The sequence below is a fragment of the Streptomyces nigrescens genome (assembly GCF_027626975.1).
Lineage (GTDB): Bacteria > Actinomycetota > Actinomycetes > Streptomycetales > Streptomycetaceae > Streptomyces > Streptomyces nigrescens.
In genome coordinates this window covers 761823-779965 of the sequence record NZ_CP114203.1, presented here as the reverse complement: position 1 = coordinate 779965, position 18143 = coordinate 761823, and the positions used below count along the sequence as shown (strand labels likewise).

Sequence of the window (18143 nt, the reverse complement as noted above, 5' to 3'; positions counted from 1 at the left end):
GCCGGGCGGCCGGGCCCGCAGTCCTTCCGGCGCGCGGCGGCGGCGCACGGTACTTAACGTGGAGTCATGGCCGGAGCCGGAGCTGTCGAACTGGACGTCGCGGGGCGAAAGGTGCGCCTGTCGCACCCCGACAAGACGTATTACCCGGAGCGCGGCTTCACCAAGATGGACGTCGCGCAGTACTACCTCGCCGTCGCCGAGGGGGTGCTGCGGGGCCTGCGCGACCGGCCCACCACCATGCAGCGCTTCCCCGACGGCGTCGAGGGCGAGTTCTTCTACCAGAAGCGGGCGCCCAAGGGGATGCCGGACTGGCTGCCCACGGCCCGTATCGCCTTCCCGAGCGGACGGTTCGCCGACGAGATGTGCCCCACCGAACCGGCGGCCGTGCTCTGGGCCGCCAACCTGGGGTGTCTGACGTTCCATCCCTGGCCGGTCCGCCGCGGGGACACCGAGCACCCCGACGAGCTGCGGATCGACCTCGACCCGCAGCCCGGCACCGACTTCGCGGACGCCGTCAAGGTCGCCTTCGTCCTGCGCGAGCTGCTGGCGGAGCACGGGCTGCGAGGCTGGCCGAAGACCTCCGGCGGCCGCGGACTGCACGTCTATGTACCGATCCAGCCGCGCTGGACCTTCACCGAGGTCAGACGGGCCGCGATCACCGTGGCGCGGGCGCTGGAGCGCCGGATGCCGGATCTGGTGACCTCGGCGTGGTGGAAGGAGGAACGCGGCGAGAAGGTCTTCGTCGACTACAACCAGATGGCCCGGGACCGGACCATCGCCTCCGCCTACTCACTGCGCGCCCGGCCCCGCGCGACCGTCTCCACCCCGCTGCACTGGGACGAGCTGTCCGACGCCGCCCCCGAGGACTTCGATCTGCGGACGGTCCCGCCGCGGTTCGCGGAACTCGGCGATCTGCACGCGGACATGGCGGAGCACGCCTTCGGCCTGGAGTCCGTCCTGGAGCTCGCGGACCGGCAGGCGGCGGACGAGGGGCTCGGCGATCTGCCCTATCCGCCCGACCATCCGAAGATGCCGGGGGAGCCGTCCCGGGTGCAGCCGAGCCGGGCCCGTAAGCGCTGAGGGCGCGCGGGCCGGCCCGCGGCGGGTCAGTGCTGCAGCCCCGTGACGACGTCCTGCCCGAGGCGCTCGACCGCCGCGAGATCGAGCCGGTAGAGGACGAAGCGGCCGCTGCGCTCCGTCCGCACCAGGCCCAGATCGCGCAGGGCCCGCAGATGACGGGAGACCTGGGGCGCGGTCATCGACAGCCGGGCCGCCAGATCGAGCGTGGTCATCGACTCCCGGGCGATCAGCCGGCACAGCCGCACCCGCCGCGGATCGGTCAGTGCCAGCATCCGGCTGCGGGCGAGCGTGACCCCCACTTCGGGGGCGTCGACCGGATAGTGCAGTACGGGCGGCAGACCCGGCTCGTTCTTGACCACCAGATGCGGTGAGTTGTGGCGGGAGGGGACGAGGAGGACGGGGGTGCGGGCCGGGGTGATCACCGAGTGGTGGAGCTTGTCGAACACCACCCGCGGCGGTCCGGTGAGCCGGGAGGCGTCGGGGCTGAGCGAGGCGAGCGCGGCTGACAGTTCGTCGGTGCCGGCCGGGCCCCACCCGCCTCCGGCCGTCAGCCGCCCGCGGACGGTGTGCGCGGAGCGGAGCAGTTCCGGCTCGGTGTCGGCCCAGGCCTGGGTGAAGAACTCCGCCCGGCACCGGTCGAGAAAGACCAGCAGACCGTCGCGGCAGCGCTCGGGGTCCCGCAGCAGCTCAGCGGCCAGCGCCCGCCGCTCGGCGGAGAGCGCGGCGACGGCATGGCCGAGGGCCGCCCGCTGCCCGGCGGAGTGCAGCAGCCGGGAGAAGTCAAAACCCCGGTAGCCGCTCACACAGGCGAAGGCCGTCAGCTCCGCGAACCGCGCGACCGGCAGCCCGGCCAGGCCCTGGAGCTGCTCGTCCAGCCCGCCGGCCACCGGCCGGGTGCCGCCCGCCGCCGTCCCGTCGAGCCCCGGATAGAAACCCCGCCAGCGCAACGCGGACCACAACGGGGAGAAGCGGTGGAGCCCGGCGCGGAGGGCACCGGACGCGCCGTCGGTGACCGCCGTGGCCCACTCCCGCAGCTGCGGATGGTGGGCGGACCCGGTCAGCGCGTGCAGACAGGCGGAGAGCTCCGCGAGCGGGGAGACCGCCACCGTGAAGGACCCGGGGCCGGCCCCCTCCAGGACGATGACGACGGACATGCCGGGAGTCTACGACCGGCCGGGCCTCTCCTCCCGGCCGGTGCGCAGCAGGTCAGACCGCCTCGGCGGCGTCGAACTCCGCCCGCACCGCCGACAGGAACCCCGGCTCGGTGAGCAGATCGAGCACCACCCGGGCCAGTCCGGTCGCCGCGATCTCCGTACGGTCGTGGGCGTACGCGGTGGCGGCCGCCTCCCGCATCGCCTCCGAGTGGCCCGGCGTCCCCCGCTCGGCGATCTGCACATACGGGTGGATCACCGGGAGGAGCTGGGAGAGGTTGCCGATGTCGGAGGAGCCGGCCGGGGTGGCCGGATCACCCGGCACGATGTCCAGGCCGAGCGCCCGCACGGTCTGCCCGAAGCGCTCCGCGAGCACCGTGTTGTTGCGGCGGTCCGCGTACATCGGACCGGTCTCGGACACCTCGGCCGTGGTCTCGGTGGCCATGGCCACTCCGTGCGCGGCCCGCTCGACCCGGGCGACCAGCGCCTCGGCGGACGCCGCGGTCCGGTCGCGGACGTACAGATCGACCGCGGCGTCGGCCGGGACGACGTTCGGGGCCTGGCCGCCATCCGTGACGATCCCGTGGATCCGGGCGGTGGGCGGCATGAACTGCCGCAGCGAATCAAGGGCGTTGAGGAAGAGCTGGGCGGCGGCCAGCGCGCTCCGGCCCTCCCAGGGGGACTTGGCCGCATGGGCGCTGACCCCGGTGAAACCGACCCGCAGATGTGCCGCCGCCAGGCCGTGCCGGGTGGTCAGCGACCGGTCCGCCGGGTGGAACATCACCGCCGCGTCCACCCCGTCGAAGACGCCCGCCCGCGCCAGCCGGATCTTGCCCGCGCCGCCCATTTCTTCCCCGGGGGTGCCGATCACCGCGACGGTCCCCGGGTGGTCGGGCAGGGCCCGGACCGCGGCGATCGCGGCGGCCGCACCGCCCGAGGCGATGAGGTTGTGCCCGCAGCCGTGCCCGATGCCGGGCAGCGCGTCGTACTCGGCGAGCACCGCGACATACGGGCCGGGCGTAGATCCCTCATGCGTGGCCACGAACGCCGTCCCGAGACCGCCGGCCGGCGCCGCCACCGCGAAGCCCGCCTCCGCCAGCCACTCGGTCAGCAGCTTCTGGGCGGCGAACTCCTCGAACTTCAGCTCCGGCTCGGCATGGATCGCCCGGCTGACCCGTTCCATACGGGGCCGCAGGGCGGCGACCTCGGCGGAGAGGGCACGGGGCGGGACGGCGGGGGAGGGGGCGGCAGCGGACAACGGGTCTCCTGGGTACGAAGGGCGGGGAGCGACGGGCTCCGGTACGCCGCTGCGCTCCGGTGCGGCGCAGGGCGCAGGCGCGTTCTCCCCCGACCCTGCCGTCCCGGCCGCTCCACCGGACCTCGATTACCGCGCCCCTGGTAACCCTGGTCAGACTGTCCCCGGCTGCTCGTAAGGTCGCCGCACCTCAGACCGCCACCGCCAGGAGGGCCGCCATGGCAGCAGTGGACACCACCGCCGTCGACCCCGTACCACCGAGATTCAGCAGGTTTCTGGGCGCGATCGAGCGCACCGGGAACCGGCTGCCGCATCCCTTCTGGCTGTTCTGGATCCTCCTAGCGGTCACCGCGCTGGCGAGCTGGGCGATGGCCGCGGGCGGACTGCGGGTCACCGAGCCGGGGACGGGCAAGAGCCTCGCCGTACGGACGGTGCTGTCGGCCGGCGGTGCCCGCGAGTTCCTCTCGATGATCGAGGAAAACTTCGTCACCTTCGGCCCTCTGGGCACCGTCACCCTGATCATGCTGGGCGTCGCGGTCGCCGAACGCGCGGGCTTCTTCGAGACCCTGGCCCGCCGGGCGCTCGCCCGGGTGCCCGCCACCTATGTGGTGCTGGCGGTGGCCCTGGCCGGTGCGCTGTCGAAATTCCTCTCCGACTCCGCCTACATCATCCTGATCCCGCTGGGCGCCATCGCGTTCCAGACCGTGGGCCGCTCACCCCTCCTCGGCATGATCGTCGCCTTTGTCTCCATCAACGCGGCCGGCGACGCCAATCCTCTGATCGCGCCGGGCGACGCGGCCTTCGCGGCGATGGCGACCGAGGCGGCGCGCACGGTGTCTCCGGACGCCGTGGTGCGCCCGACCGACAACATGTACTTCACCACCGTGTCGGCCGTCGTCCTGGCCCTGGTGATCACCTTCGTGGTGGAGCGTGTGCTGTCGCGCCGCGAGCACACCCTGGAGCCCGACGACGCCACGGCCGGGGCCGCCGGTGACGCCGTACGGCCCGCCCCCGGCCCCCGCGAGATCCGGGCACTGAAGCTCACGGGCTGGGCCGCCCTCGGCTACTGGGCGCTGATCGCGCTCGCCACGCTCCCACGGCACTCACCGCTGCGTGCCGCGGACGGCGCGGTCATCGCGTCCCCGCTCTTCGACCACATCGCGGTCTTTCTGGCACTGTTCTTCCTGGTCATCGGCCTGGTGTACGGCAGGCTCACGGGCAGTGTCTCGGCCGGCCAGGACGTACCGGCCTTCATGGCGGACGGGCTGCGCTCCATCGCACCGCTGCTGGTGATCTTCTTCGCGGTCTCGCAGTTCGTCGCGCTCTTCAAGTGGACGAACATCGGCACCTATGTCGCGGTCCGCGGTGCCGACGCCCTCCGTGACCTGGGTGCCCCCACCCTGGTCCTCTTCCTCGTCCTGATCGCCGCCGTCGCCGGTCTGAATCTGCTGATCACCAGCGGTCAGGCGCTGTGGGCCCTGGTCGCGCCGGTGCTGGTCCCGATGCTGATGCTGCTGCACATCAACCCGGCGACCACGATGGCGCTCTACCGGATCGCCGACTCCTGCACGAATTCGATCACTCCCATGAGCACCACCTTCATCCTCACGGTCGGCTTCCTCCAGACCCGTAAGAAGCAGGCCGGCATCGGCACCCTGGTGTCCTGCACCCTGCCGGTCGCGATGGCGATGCTGCTCGTCTGGACGGCGCTGTTCGTCGTCTGGTGGCTGCTCGGCATCCCCCTGGGACCGGGCGCTCCGGTGCGCTGACCCGAACGGCGGCACCCGCCACGGCCGGCACCGCACGGGACCGGCCACGCCGTTCGCGGGCCGACGGGGCGCGGGCCCGCCTGTCCCGGCATGCGGCCGGCCCGCCGGGGCGGGACCATTCCGCACGTGGCGCACGACAGGAACGCACCGGAGGGACGGGACGCCGGGGCGGGGGCGGCGCGGCGTCCCGAGAGCACCTCCGGCATCGACTACGCGGCGGTCTTCCAGGCACTGCCGGGCGCCATACTGCTGATCACCCCGGAGTTGGTGATCGCCGATGCCAACGAGGCGCTGCTGCGGCGGGCCGGCCGCGAACGCGGCCAGCTGATCGGCCGCTTCCTCTTCGAGGTCTTCCCCGACAACCCGGACGACCCCGACGCGTCCGGTACGCGCAATCTCCGGGCGTCCCTGGAGCGGGTGGTGGCCTCAGGGGCGCCCGACACCATGGCGCTGCAGCGCTATGACGTCGAGGCGCCCGGCCGGCCGGGCGTGTTCGAGGAGCGGTACTGGAGTCCGGTCAACGCGCCGGTGCTCGACGCCGACGGGCGGGTGCAGCTGATCGTGCACCGGGTCGAGGAGGTGACCGAGACCGTCCGGGCCGGTGCCGGGGACCGCGTCGGCGACCGGGAGCGGATGGCGGCCGAGCTCTACACCCGCGCCCAGGAGCTCCAAGAGGTCAACGAGCGGCTGCGGCAGGCCAATGACTGGGAGCGGGAGGTGGTGCTGGCTCTCCAGGAGGCGATGCTGCCGGCGCCACAGCCCGTGGGGCACCATCGCGCCGCGGTGCGCTACCACCCCGCGGTCGGTGCGCTCAATGTCTGCGGCGACTGGTACGACCTGGCCGAGCTGCCGGGGGACCGGATGGCGGTGGCCGTCGGCGACGTCGTGGGCAACGGTCTGGCCGCCGCCTGCGTCATGGGCCAGCTCCGCAGCGCGCTGAGCGCCGCCGCCCGGGTCGTCGCCGGGCCCGCCCGGGCGCTGGAGGTGCTGGGCATCTATGCGCGCTCGGTGGACGGCGCGGAATCCACCACCGCGGTGCAGGCCTTCATCGACTGGACCACACACACCATCGCCTACAGCAGCGCCGGCCATCCACCGCCGGCCCTTCTGCACCCGGACGGCACCGTGGAACTGCTGGACCGGGCGACCGACCCGCCGTTGGGCGCGCGGCCCGAGCATGTGGAGCGCCCCGAGGCGCGCGTGACCTTCGGCGACGACGCCGTGCTGGCCCTGTACACGGACGGTCTGATCGAGCGCCGCCGCGAGGACATCGACGTCGGTCTGGGACGGCTGGCCGATGCGCTCACCCGGCACCGCGGCGCCGATGCCGAGGCGCTCGCCGACGCGCTGCTGGCCGAGCTGCTGCCGCCCGGTGGGGCGACCGATGACGCGGCCCTTGTCATCATCCGGCTCTGACCAGGCCTTTCAGCGGTTCGCTTTACCGATTCATTGCCGCGACTGGAGCAATTCTTGGGGCCGTTGGAGTGGCTCTCCGTCGTGTCTGCAGGGTTTTCGGTGAGGCGCGGTACTCATCGAATGTCAGATTTCCTGCCACACAGGAGAAACGCAATGCGCAAGTTCATAGGCCGCTCCGTGGCCACCGCGGCCCTTGCCGCCGCTACCGTCCTCCCGCTCGCCGGCATGGCTTCGGCCACCCCGCAGGCGCCGGCCGCATCGTCAAACGGCGACCACCACGGTCGTCACCACCACGGTCGTCACCATCACCACCACTGGCACCACTGCCACCACAACGGCGGCTACAACGGCTTCAACGGCTTCGGCGGCTTCGGCGGCTTCGGCGGCTTCGGCGGTTACAACGGCTTCGGCGGCCACAACGGCTACAACGGCTGCGGCAACTACGGCTACGGCTTCGGGGGCTTCCCCTTCGGCCTGCTGGGCATCCTCTGACCGGCAGCAGCACTGACAGGCCGCCGCAGCCCTTGGCTGCGGCGGCTCGTCGCTGTCATGCCAGGGTGTCGGCCTCCTGCTCGGCCCGCCGGCGCAGCTCCTTCTTGTCCGGCTTGCCGGCATCGGTGAGCGGCAGCGCCTCGACGAAGGTGACCCGGTGCGGTTCGTACATCGCGCCGCGCTCCGCGCACACCATCGCGCGCAGCTGCTGTCCGTCGACGTCGCTGCCGGGCGCCCGTACCACCGCGGCGTGCACCCGCTCCATCCGGTCGGCGTCACGGACCCCGAACACCGCGCTCTGCAGTACCTGCGGGTGCGAGTTCAGCAGGTCCTCCAGCTCGGTGGTGTACACATGGCCGCCGACCACGACGATCATGTCCTTGAGCCGGTCGACGATGGTCAAGAACCCCTCGTCGTCGAGGAATCCGATGTCTCCCGTGTGCAGCCAGCCGTCCCGCAGCACCTCGGCGGTCAGCTCGGGCTGCTTCCAGTACCCCTTCATGATCATGGCGGAGCGCACACAGACCTCCCCGTGCTCACCGGCCGGCAGATCGCGGCCCGCCTCGTCGCGGATCGCCACCTCGACGTCGGGCAGCACCTTGCCCGCCGAGCGCAGCCGGTCGGGGCGCCGCGGGTCGTGGTCCTCCTGGGTGAGCACGCTGATGCCGCCGGCCTCGTTCTGCCCGTAACCCTGCATCAGCACCGGGCCGAACGCCCGTACCGCGTCGGCTATCCGGGCCGGGGACGCCTGGCAGCCGCCGTACGTCAGCATCCGCAGGCTGGAGGTGTCGGTGTGCGGTGCGTCCGGGTGGTCCATCAGCTGATAGAGCAGCGGCGGCAGCAGGAACATCTCGGTGATGCGCTCCTGGGCGATGGCCGTGAGCACCGTGCCGGGGTCGAAGTCGTCGAGCAGGACGACGGCGCCGCCCGCGTGCAGCGTGCTGTCGGCCATCATGCCCGCGGCGTGCGCGAGGGTGGTGCAGACCAGCTGCCGGCGCTCGAACTCCGGCTGCTGCGGCAGCACTCCGTGGAACCAGCGTGCCTGCTCGAAGGTGGTGCAGATGCCCTTCGGGTGGCCGGTGGTGCCGCCGGTGTGGCGGATGGTGCACACATCGTCGGGCCGGGCCCGGCTCGCGAACGGCTCGTCGGACTGTCCGGCCGCCAGCTCCAGCAGATCCGCGCCCAGCTTCGCGGGGCCGAGGACGAGGACGTCCGGCACCGGCGCCAACTCGGTGACCTCGGCGGCCCGTTCGGCATACCGCGGGTCGACGATCAGGGCCCGGGTCTCGACATCGCGGACGATGGCGGCCTGGGACTCGGCGGACAGCTTGTTGTAGAGGTGGTTGACCCGGGCGCCGATCAGATTGGCGGCGTAGCGGGCGGCGACGGCCTCGGGGAGGTTGCCGCTGAGCAGGGTGACGGTCGCTCCGCGGTCGACGCCCCGGGCGCGCAGGGCGCGTGCCAGGCGGTGGACCAGTGAGCGGAACTCGCCTGCGGTGACGCGGCGGCCCTGGTGGACCAGGGCCTCGCGCGCCGGGTCGGCGCTAAGTGCATCGAGGTTCTCCTCCACGTAGGTACGGAATGTCCGGGCGGCGATGGGCATGATTGCGGGCTTCCTCCTGACGCCGGCGGGTGCGTGCGGGCACCTGCGCCGGATGTTCGTTTAGTTGCCAGAGGCAACTAAAGTCAGGGTAGTCGCTGGAGATCAACATCTCCAAGCCGGACTTCCGGGTCAGGAGGGCGGGCGGGGCCACGGCGGCCCGCCGGCCTTGCGGCGTACGGCCACCGCCCCGGCCGCCCACCCCGGAACCCCGGCCGGAATCATCGCCCCGAATATCGTCAACACGGTCGCCCACCTGGGAATCACGGCGGATAATGCTCCCTCGCGCACGGGACGCGGATGCCCTGCGGATCTCGCTCTCCCTGCGGGTCCGTCCCGTGTCGAGAGATGATGGGGAGCAACGGAAGCACAGCGAGAACCGGCCGATGTACGGAGAGCGCCACGGCTGTCGGTCTGTGATGACCGGCGGAAGGAGTGCCTGGATGGGTGCGACCGACGCGTTCCCCGAAGGTGCTGCCCCTGTGGGGGCCACACCGGGGCAGCCCGGCGGCCTGCTGGACGTGCTGGGCGTGGCCGCGGTGATGCTGGACGCGGACGGACGGATCACCCTGTGGAGCCCGCAGGCCGAGGCGCTGTTCGGCTGGACCGCGGAGGAGGCGCTGGGCCGCCCCGCCGCGCAGCTGCTGGTCGGACCGGAGCACTTCGATCTGGTGCTGGGGCTGTTCTCCCAGGTCATGGCGGGCGGGGAGAGCTGGGCCGGGGTCTTCCCGGTCCAGCACAAGGACGGCAGCACCCGGCTCGTCGAGTTCCGCAACATGCGGCTGCTGGACGAGCGCGGTGAGTCCTACGCCCTGGGCATCGCCACCGACCAGGCCGTCCTGCGCCGGGTGGAGCGGGATCTGGCGCTGTCCGTCCGCCTGGTGGCCCAGTCGCCGATCGGCCTGGCGGTCCTGGACACCTCGCTGCGCTTCGTGATGGTCAACCCGGCGCTGGAGCGCATCAACGATCTGCCCGCCGACCAGCACATCGGCCGCGATGTCCGGGAGGCGCTGTCCTTCCTGGACACCGACACCATAGTGAGAAGCATGCGCGCGGTCCTCGACACCGGTACGCCACTGCTCGACCAGTACACCGTCGGCCGCACCGCCGCCGACCCCAACGCCGACCGGGCCTGGTCGGTGTCGTATTACCGGCTGGAGGACCCCCACGGCCGGGTGCTGGGGCTGGCCACCTCCGTCGTGGACGTCACCGAGCAGCACCGCTCCGCCACCGAGGCCGCCCGCGCCCGCCGGCGGCTGGCCGTCATCGCCGACGCCTCCGCCACCGTCGGCACCACCCTCGACGTCGACCAGACCGCCCACGAACTGGCCGATGTGATCGTGCCCGAGCTGGCGGACATGGCCGCGGTCGACGTCCTCGACGCCGTACTGGACGGCCGGCGCCCGACCTCGCTGTCCCGTGGCGGCCCGGCCCGCTTCCGGGCGCTCGCCGTGTCCGCGGCCTACTCCACCGAAGCCGTCCGGGCCGCCGACCCCACCGGCCAGATCGCCTCCTACGAGGCCGACCGGCTGATCACCCGGTGTGTGACCGAGGCCCGTCCGGTGCTGGTCCCGCGGGTGAGCGCGGACGATCTGCCGCATATCGCCGCCGACCCGCAGGGTGCCGCGCTCCTCGGCAAGGCCGGACTGCACTCCTACCTCGCCGTGCCGCTGATCGCCCGCGGTGAGGTCCTCGGCGCGCTGTCGCTGTACCGCGTCCGCAATCCGCTGCCGTTCGACGAGGACGATGCGGTGCTCGCCGTCGAACTGGCCGCCCGGGCGGCGGTGTGCATCGACAACGCCCGGTCGTACCAGAGCGAACGCCGTACCGCGCTCACCCTCCAGCGCCATCTGATGAACCACCGGCCGCCGCAGCCCACGGCCATGGAGATCGCCTACCGTTACCAGCCCGCCCAGGCCGCCAGCGAGGTCGGCGGCGACTGGTTCGACGCCATCCCGGTGGCCGGCGACAAGACCGCGCTGGTGGTCGGTGATGTGATGGGCAGCGGTATCAACGCCGCCGCCACCATGGGCCAGCTGCGCACCACCGCCCGCGCCCTGGCCGACCTCGACCTCGACCCCGCCGAAGTGCTCCGCCACCTCGACCACATCGCCGTCGGCCTCGACCCGGCCTTCGCCACCTGCCTGTACGCCGTGTACGACCCGCACCGCATGGAGTGCCGGATCGCCGTCGCCGGGCATCTGCCCCCCATCGTCGTACGGCCGGACCGGCCGCCCGAGTTGCTCGATCTGCCCACCGGCGCGCCGCTCGGGGTCGGTGGCGTCCCCTTCGAGCAGACCACGGTGCCGCTCCGCGAAGACGACCAACTGGTGCTCTACACCGACGGGTTGATCGAAACCCGGGACCAGCCCATCGACGCCCGCCTGGACACCCTCCTGGGACTGCTGGCCGCGCCCCAGCACGATCTGGAGGGGCTGTGCGACCGCCTCCTGGGGGCCCTGCGCGATGAGCACGACCACGATGACGTCGCGCTGCTCATCGCCCGTGTGCATGCACACAAGGACTGACGGCACGGGCAGCGGCTCCGGCGGGATCGGCCATGGATCCGGCGGCTCCCCACGGGGAATCCGTACCACTCGCCCGGACGCGGATTCCGCTTAATTTCCACGATGGATCATGAATAAGCGTTTAGAGAGGCTTCTAAGGCTGCGGATTTCGTTGCCAGAGAGCCTTAACGAGACCTTGACGTGAGTCGTCGGCAGGGGTTTTATTCGGTCACCGAAGCGGGGCCTTTTGGATGCCGGGTCCGCACCGCTTTGCGGTGCTCTTCCCCCAAGCGCCACCCCTCCTGCCGCCCAGCACCGATGGGATACGGATACCGATATGCCCTACACGCCTGTTGCCTCCGCAGCACCTGAGCGGGACACCCGAAGCGCGACGGAGGGGGACGCCTCCAGCACCCCCCAACTCACCCGGTCGATCGGTGTGGTCGGCGGCACGCTGCTCACGCTGTCCTGTCTGACCCCGGCGTCCTCGCTCTTCGTGATCGTGCCGGACTCCTTCGCCGGCCTGGGCACGGGCACCGCACTGACCATCGCCGTCGCGGCCCTGCTGTGTATCGGGGTGGCCTTCACCTACTCCGAGCTCGGCACCCTGATCCCCAGCTCCGGCGGCGAGTACGCCATGGTCGGCACGCTCATGGGCCGCCTGGCGGGGTGGCTGGTTTTCATACTCTCGCTGATCGTCGTCATGATCGTTCCGCCCATCATCGCCCTGGGCACCGCCGAGTACCTGGCGCCGGTCGTGCAACTGGATCCGCAGTTCACCGCCGCCGGCGTGATGCTGCTGGCCACCGCGATGGGCCTGCTCGACCTGCGCGCCAACGCCTGGATCACCGGCATCTTCCTGGTGCTGGAGGTGGTGGCCTGCGCGGTCGTCGCCTTCCTGGGCTTCACCCACACCCAGCGCTCGGCGTCCGTGCTGGTGAACCCCGTGATCGACGCCGGAGACGGAACCAGCACCGCCGTCACCGCAGGGCTCATCGTGACCGGACTGGCCACCGCGCTCTTCATCCTGCAGGGCTTCTCCACCGCCGTGTACCTCGCCGAGGAGATGGACAACCCCCGCCGCAACGTCTCCCGCACCGTGCTGTGGACCCTCGCCATCGGCGTGGCCGTCGTCCTGATCCCCGTGGTCGCGATCACCCTCGGCGCCCCCGACCTGAAGACGCTCGGCGCCGGTGACGTCGCCGGCATGGTGCAGGACTGGAGCAACTCGGGCACCGGCACCTTCGTCAGCCTCTGTATCGCCCTGGCGATCATCAACGCGGCGATCGTGATGGTGATCCAGAACTCCCGCGTGGTCTTCTCCTCGGCGCGCGACGCGGCCTGGCCGACCGCCGTCAACCGCGTCTTCTCGCACGTCGGCCGGCGCTTCGGCTCCCCCTGGGCGGCCACCCTCGCGGTGGGTGTCCCGGGCGCGGCGCTGTGCTTCGTCAACCTCGACACCCTGAGCGAGGTCACCGGGGTGGCCGTCGCCGCGATGTATGTCTTCGTCGCCCTGGGGGCCCTGGTCTCGCGCCGCGGTGAGCACAAGCACCGGCCGGCCTGGCGGATGCCGCTGTGGCCGGCGGTCCCGGCGCTGCTGATCGTGGTGCTGGCGTGGGTGCTCTCCCAGCAGAGCACCAAGAGCCTGGTCATCACGGGCGTCATCGTGGCCGTCGCCGCCCTGTACTGGGCGTGCTACCTCCGCCCGCGCCAGGAGACGCACTGGGTGATCTCGGTTCCCGAGGACGAGCAGGCCCCCGTCGAGAAGTCCGCCGGCTCGCTGCCCGCATAGAGCCGTAGAGGCCGTAGAAGGCCGCAGAACCGCCCGCCCGGAGCTTGTGCCCGGGCGGGCCTTCTTCGTTACCGGTCGGAGAGCCGGGAGAGCGCGAGCGCGTCCAGGAGGAGGCATACGTGGTCGACGGCGTCCCGCCCGGCGGGGCCCTCGGCCACCGGTGCGTCATCGAGCAGCCCGGCGGTTCCCCGCAGCAGGTTCAGCAGTCGCCCGGTCATCGCGGCAGCCGGTTCCGTGTGCGCAAGGACGGACCGGATCTGCTCGCCCGTGAGCGGCAGACCGGTTTCGAGGAAGCGGAACAGCGCCACGGCGGCACGCCGGTCGGCGTCGTTCGGCTTCCACAGTCCGAGCGCGTGGTGGTCGATGAGCGCGGCCGCCTCGGCTCGGATCTCCTCGGGAACATGCATGCCCACGAACGTCTCATACCGTCCCGACGGCCCGGATGACGCCCAGGGCACCCCCGGGGCCGCCCGAGGCCCGGCTCCGGGGTCCCGGTGAACCGGGCTGACCAGGCACGTTGCGCTGGCGCTGGACTCACCCGACCGGCAGCGCCCGATCAGGCAAGCGGCCCGGCCTGTGGGAAGAGTTACATGAACCATGCACGGCTTGGGTGATTTGTTCCCGATGGGGTGGCGACCAGTGGCTGCCGGGTATGTCCCCTTCATTGGAGAGGTTCGCATATGCGTAGTAGTGAAACCTACCCGGGGGTCTTCCCGCCCTCTGGCGCCCGGTCGCGGATCACGGGATCATCCTCGGACAGCCCGTGAGGCCGCCCGGCCGGGCGGGACACCGCGGACATGCCCTGGTGGCTGCTGCGCTCCGCATCGCGCAGGTCGCCCACCGTATGCGGGAGGTGTAGAAAGAGGACATGGCCGGACGCTACGGCCGCCCGCGTTCGGTTCTCAGGATGCGAACTGTCGCAGGCCAGGTCTTTCTCCTGCAGGTGGCGATCGTGGTGTTGCTCGTCGCCGCCGCCATTGCGGCACTTGTGCTGCAATCCCGGTCTGACGCAGACCGCGAAGCCCGCAACAGGTCCGTCGCCGTCGCTGAAGCCTTCGCGAACGCGCCGGGCATCGAGGCAGCGCTGAAGACCGCCCATCCGACCATCGTGCTGCAGCCGCGGGCAGAGGCCGCCCGCAAGCGCTCCGAGGTGGACTTCATCGTCGTGATGAACACCCAGGGCATCCGCTACACCCACCCCATCCCCAACCGGATCGGCAAGAAGTTCGTCGGCACCCTGCAGCCGGCGCTGGCCGGCCGCGTGGTCACCGAGAAGATCACCGGAACCATCGGGCCGCTCGTCCAGGCCGTGGTGCCGGTCTTCAGCCACAGCGGCCCGGACAAGGGAAAGGTCATCGGGCTGGTCTCGGCCGGGATCACCGTCAACCGTGTGAGCGGTGTCGTCGACGACCAGTTCCCGCTGCTGTTCGGCGCCGCGGCCGGCGTCCTGCTGCTCACCACCGGCGGCACCGCACTGGTCAGCAGGCGGCTGCGGCGGCAGACCCACGGCCTCGGCCCGGCCGAGATGACCCGGATGTACGAGCACCACGACGCGGTGCTGCACGCCGTCCGCGAAGGCGTGATCATCGTGGCCGGCGACGGCTGTCTGCTGCTCGCCAACGACGAGGCGCGCCGGCTGCTCGGCCTGCCGCCGGACGTCGAGGGACGCCAGGTCGCCGACCTCGGGCTCGACCCCGCCACCGCCCATCTGCTGGCCTCCGGCCGGGTCGTCACCGACGAGGTCCACCCGGTCGGCGACCGTCTGCTGGCCGTCAACCAGCGCTCGACGGACCAGGCGGGCGGACCGCCCGGCAGCGTCACGACGCTACGGGACACCACCGAGCTCCGGGCGCTGACCGGCCGGGCCGATGTGGCCCGCGGCCGTCTGAAGCTCCTCTACGACGCCGGTACCGAGATCGGCACCACGCTCGACGTGGTGCACACCTGCGAGGAGCTCGCGCAGTTCGGCGCCACCCGCTTCGCCGATATCGTCACGGTCGATCTGGCCGAGGACGTGCTGATCGGCGAGGAGCCGACGTCCCCCGGCGGCGCGGCCCTCGGGATGCGGCGGATCGCCTCCCGGGGCGCCCCGCCGGACAGCGGCCTCTACCCCGTCGGCAAGCTGATCCGCTTCGAGCCGGCCACCGCCCTCGGCGCGGGCCTCGCCAGTGGCAAAGCGGCGCTGGACGCGGATCTGACGGCGTTCGCCGGCTGGCATCTGCAGAGTCCCGAACGGGCCAGGAGGATCGTCCAGCACGGTATCCACTCGCGGATCGCGGTGCCGCTGCGCGCCCGCGGCGTCATCCTGGGCGTGGCCATCTTCTGGCGCTCGAACGAGCCCGAGCCCTTCGAGGAGGAGGACCTCTCCGTCGCCGAGGAGCTGGTCGCCCGTGCCGCGGTGAGCATCGACAACGCCCGCCGCTACACCCGCGAACACACCATGGCGGTCACCCTGCAGCGCAGCCTGCTGCCACGCGCCCTGCCGGAGCAGAACGCCGTCGAGGCCGCCTACCGCTATCTGCCCGCGCAGGCCGGACGCGGCGGGCTCGGCGGCGTCGGCGGTGACTGGTTCGACATCATCCCGCTGCCCGGCGCCCGGGTGGCGCTCGTCGTCGGCGACGTCGTGGGGCACGGGCTGCATGCCGCCGCCACCATGGGCCGGCTGCGCACCGCCGTCCACAACTTCGCCAACCTGGACCTGCCGCCCGACGAGATCCTCTGGCACCTCGACGAGCTCGTCACCCGCATCGACCAGGACGAGGGCGCAGAGGAGGCCGAGGGATCGGTCACCGGAGCCACCTGCCTCTACGCCATCTACGACCCGGCCACCGGGCACTGCACCATGGCGCGCGCCGGGCATGTCCAGCCCATGCTGCTGCGTCCTGACGGCACCACCGAGGTCGCCGATGTGCCCGGCGGTCCGCCCCTCGGGCTCGGCGGCCTGCCCTTCGAGACCTGGCAGGGGCAACTGCCGGAGGAGAGCCGTCTGGTGCTCTTCACCGACGGCCTCGTCGAGGACCGTGACCGGGACCTCGACGAGGGCATGGCGCTGCTGAGCCGCACCCTGTCCGATCAACCCGGCCGGACACCGGACGAGACCTGCGAGGCGGTGCTCAGCGCGCTGCTCCCGGAGCGGCCCAGCGATGACATCGCGCTGCTGGTCGCCCGCACCCGGGTGCTGGATACCGCGCATGTCGCCGACTGGGACGTGCCGCCCGACCCCTCGGCGGTGGGCCAGATAAGGGCCGCGGCGGTCCGCAAGCTGGTCGAGTGGGGCCTGGCGGAGGAGGCGTTCACCGCCGAGCTGATCCTCAGCGAGCTGGTCACCAACTCCATCCGGTACGCCGCCGGTCCCATCCGCGTACGGCTGATCCGCGACACCTCCCTGATCTGCGAGGTCTCCGACCGCAGCAGCACCTCACCGCATCTGCGGCAGGCGGCCACCACCGACGAGGGCGGCCGCGGGCTCTTCCTGGTCGCCCAATTGGCCGAACGGTGGGGAACCCGGTACACGACCAGCGGCAAGGTCATCTGGACGGAACAGGCCCTCACCGACCTGGATGTGGTCGCGGGGGAGGCCGACGGCGGGGATCCTTGAGCTGACGGATGGATGAGCTCGGGGGCTCCCAGTGCCCATAGGAGGCCGTGATGGACTACCCGCTGCTCAACGCATTCTGGACCATGTGCCTGATCTTTCTGTGGGTCATGTGGCTGATCCTGCTGTTCCGCATCATCGGTGACATCTTCCGCAGCCAGGACCTCAAGGGGTGGGGCAAGACCGGATGGCTGGTCCTGGTGATCCTGCTGCCCTTCCTGGGCGTCTTCATCTACGTGGTCGCGCGTGGTCACGGGATGAGCGAGCGGGAGATCGCCCAGGCCGAGCGGCAGCAGAAACAGCTGCAGGCCTATCTGCGGGAGACCGTGGCGACCGGGGACGAGACGGGCCGGCACGCGGACTCCCTGGCGAAGCTCGCCGAGCTGAAGAACCACGGCGACATCACGGAGGAGGAGTACCAGAAGGCCAAGGCGAAGGTTCTCGCCTGACCGTGCCTCACCCGCTTGTGGCGGTGCCCGTCCCTGCCTGCCCGACTGCTAATCTCCAATTGCGTGAAACGCGCAACTTGAGAATCGTCCCGCAACGGACGCAGGCAGACACCGGCAGACGACAGCAGGCAGAGGCGGGCAGTGAAGTGACCAGTGGGGAGCGCTCGGCCACCCGGCGCCGCCGCGAGCGGATGGTGGAGCTGCTCGGCGCCGGCGACATCAGCGTGCACGATCTCGCGGCGGAGTTCGATGTCTCGCTGTCCACCGTCCGCCGCGACCTGGCCACGCTGGCCGCCCTGGGCCGGATCACGCGCACCTACGGCGGCGCGGTCGACCACCGGGCGGTGGAGCGGTCCTGGCACGACAAGGAGCACGAGCAGCGCGGTGAGAAGGACGCCATCGCCCGCGCCGCGGCGGGGCTGGTCCGCAGCGGCGATGTCGTCCTCCTCGACGCGGGCACCACGGTCGCCCGGCTGGCCCACGAGCTGCGGGACCGTGCCGATCTCACCGTCGTCACCAACGGCCTGTCCACGCTGGTCGAGCTGGCGGACGCGGAGGTGGAGGTCGTGGTGCTCGGCGGCCGGCTGCGGCGCCCCAACGAGTCGCTGCTCGGCACCCGGACCGAACAGGCGCTGCGCCGGCTCACCCCGGACATCGCCTTCCTCGGCGTCGACGGTCTCGACCCCCGGCGGGGCATCAACTGCCCGGACCCGGAGCAGGCCGCGCTGAAGGAGACGATGGCCGAGTGCGCCCGGGCCTCCTGGGTGCTCGCCGACCACTCCAAGCTCGGCGGGGGAGGGGGCTTCCCCTACTGGGCGGCGATGCCGGCGGGTACGGGCCTGATCTCCGGGGGCGGAGAGCGGGAGCTGGCCTCCTTCACGGACGCCGGGTGGGCGGTGCACCCGGCCGCGGAGGCCCCCGAGGACGTCGTCGAGGGCGCCCCGTTGCACACCTCTTGACAGCCCGTTCGGCGAGTGACCACCCTGAATTGCATGAATCGCGCAATAAAAAGTGCGCGGTTCGGTCACTTCGGGGTC

13 protein-coding genes are annotated in these 18143 nt (G+C 71.6%); 9 read left to right on the top strand and 4 right to left on the bottom strand.

Annotation, left to right across the window (positions count from 1 at the left end; genetic code table 11):
• The first annotated feature begins 66 nt into the window (after positions 1-66).
• Entirely contained in the window at positions 67-1080 is a 1014-nt protein-coding gene (gene ligD, locus STRNI_RS03570) for a non-homologous end-joining DNA ligase (RefSeq protein WP_093635384.1), read from the top strand.
• 26 nt (positions 1081-1106) lie between these two features.
• Here ligD and STRNI_RS03565 read toward each other — a convergent pair whose 3' ends face one another.
• Both STRNI_RS03565 and STRNI_RS03560 read right to left on the bottom strand, forming a co-directional pair.
• Positions 1107-2234: an ArsR/SmtB family transcription factor gene (locus tag STRNI_RS03565; RefSeq protein WP_277410524.1), complete on the bottom strand. Its 1128-nt coding sequence runs from the start codon at positions 2232-2234 to the stop codon at positions 1107-1109.
• 52 nt (positions 2235-2286) lie between these two features.
• Positions 2287-3489, bottom strand: coding sequence for a M20 family metallopeptidase (locus tag STRNI_RS03560; protein ID WP_018092022.1), 1203 nt, complete (start codon positions 3487-3489; stop codon positions 2287-2289).
• A gap of 215 nt (positions 3490-3704) precedes the next feature.
• Here STRNI_RS03560 and STRNI_RS03555 point away from each other — a divergent pair, with 215 nt between their 5' ends.
• From STRNI_RS03555 to STRNI_RS03545, 3 genes are all read left to right on the top strand, one after another.
• Positions 3705-5255, top strand: coding sequence for an AbgT family transporter (locus STRNI_RS03555; protein WP_266439948.1), 1551 nt, complete (start codon positions 3705-3707; stop codon positions 5253-5255).
• Positions 5256-5381: 126 nt separating this feature from the next.
• Positions 5382-6671, top strand: a complete 1290-nt coding sequence (locus STRNI_RS03550) for a PP2C family protein-serine/threonine phosphatase (protein ID WP_381284808.1) — start codon at positions 5382-5384, stop codon at positions 6669-6671.
• A 153-nt stretch (positions 6672-6824) separates the two neighbouring features.
• The gene (locus STRNI_RS03545; protein ID WP_266439951.1) at positions 6825-7163 is read left to right on the top strand and encodes a hypothetical protein; all 339 of its coding nucleotides are present in this window, start codon (positions 6825-6827) and stop codon (positions 7161-7163) included.
• Positions 7164-7218: 55 nt separating this feature from the next.
• Here the strand turns inward: STRNI_RS03545 and STRNI_RS03540 are convergent, their stop codons facing one another.
• Positions 7219-8766 carry an AMP-binding protein gene (locus tag STRNI_RS03540; RefSeq protein ID WP_277410523.1) on the bottom strand — a complete coding sequence of 516 codons (1548 nt, stop codon included), beginning with the start codon at positions 8764-8766 and terminating at the stop codon, positions 7219-7221.
• Between the two features lie 440 nt (positions 8767-9206).
• Here STRNI_RS03540 and STRNI_RS03535 point away from each other — a divergent pair, with 440 nt between their 5' ends.
• Together STRNI_RS03535 and STRNI_RS03530 are read left to right on the top strand one after the other, a co-directional pair.
• A complete protein-coding gene (locus tag STRNI_RS03535; protein ID WP_159484297.1) occupies positions 9207-11291 on the top strand; it encodes a SpoIIE family protein phosphatase in 2085 nt (694 codons plus the stop codon).
• Between the two features lie 316 nt (positions 11292-11607).
• The gene (locus STRNI_RS03530; RefSeq protein WP_266439954.1) at positions 11608-13062 is read left to right on the top strand and encodes an APC family permease; all 1455 of its coding nucleotides are present in this window, start codon (positions 11608-11610) and stop codon (positions 13060-13062) included.
• Positions 13063-13130: 68 nt separating this feature from the next.
• Here the strand turns inward: STRNI_RS03530 and STRNI_RS03525 are convergent, their stop codons facing one another.
• On the bottom strand, positions 13131-13469 hold the full coding sequence (locus STRNI_RS03525; protein WP_018092016.1) for a hypothetical protein: 339 nt from the start codon (positions 13467-13469) through the stop codon (positions 13131-13133).
• Between the two features lie 461 nt (positions 13470-13930).
• Between STRNI_RS03525 and STRNI_RS03520 the strand changes: the two genes are divergently transcribed.
• The 3 genes from STRNI_RS03520 to STRNI_RS03510 all read left to right on the top strand — a co-directional run bounded on the left by STRNI_RS03520 (position 13931) and on the right by STRNI_RS03510 (position 18065).
• The gene (locus tag STRNI_RS03520) at positions 13931-16660 is read left to right on the top strand and encodes a SpoIIE family protein phosphatase (RefSeq protein ID WP_159484295.1); all 2730 of its coding nucleotides are present in this window, start codon (positions 13931-13933) and stop codon (positions 16658-16660) included.
• 50 nt (positions 16661-16710) lie between these two features.
• Positions 16711-17106, top strand: a complete 396-nt coding sequence (locus STRNI_RS03515) for an SHOCT domain-containing protein (protein WP_018092014.1) — start codon at positions 16711-16713, stop codon at positions 17104-17106.
• Between the two features lie 146 nt (positions 17107-17252).
• A complete protein-coding gene (locus tag STRNI_RS03510; protein WP_167540482.1) occupies positions 17253-18065 on the top strand; it encodes a DeoR/GlpR family DNA-binding transcription regulator in 813 nt (270 codons plus the stop codon).
• Positions 18066-18143: the final 78 nt, after the last annotated feature.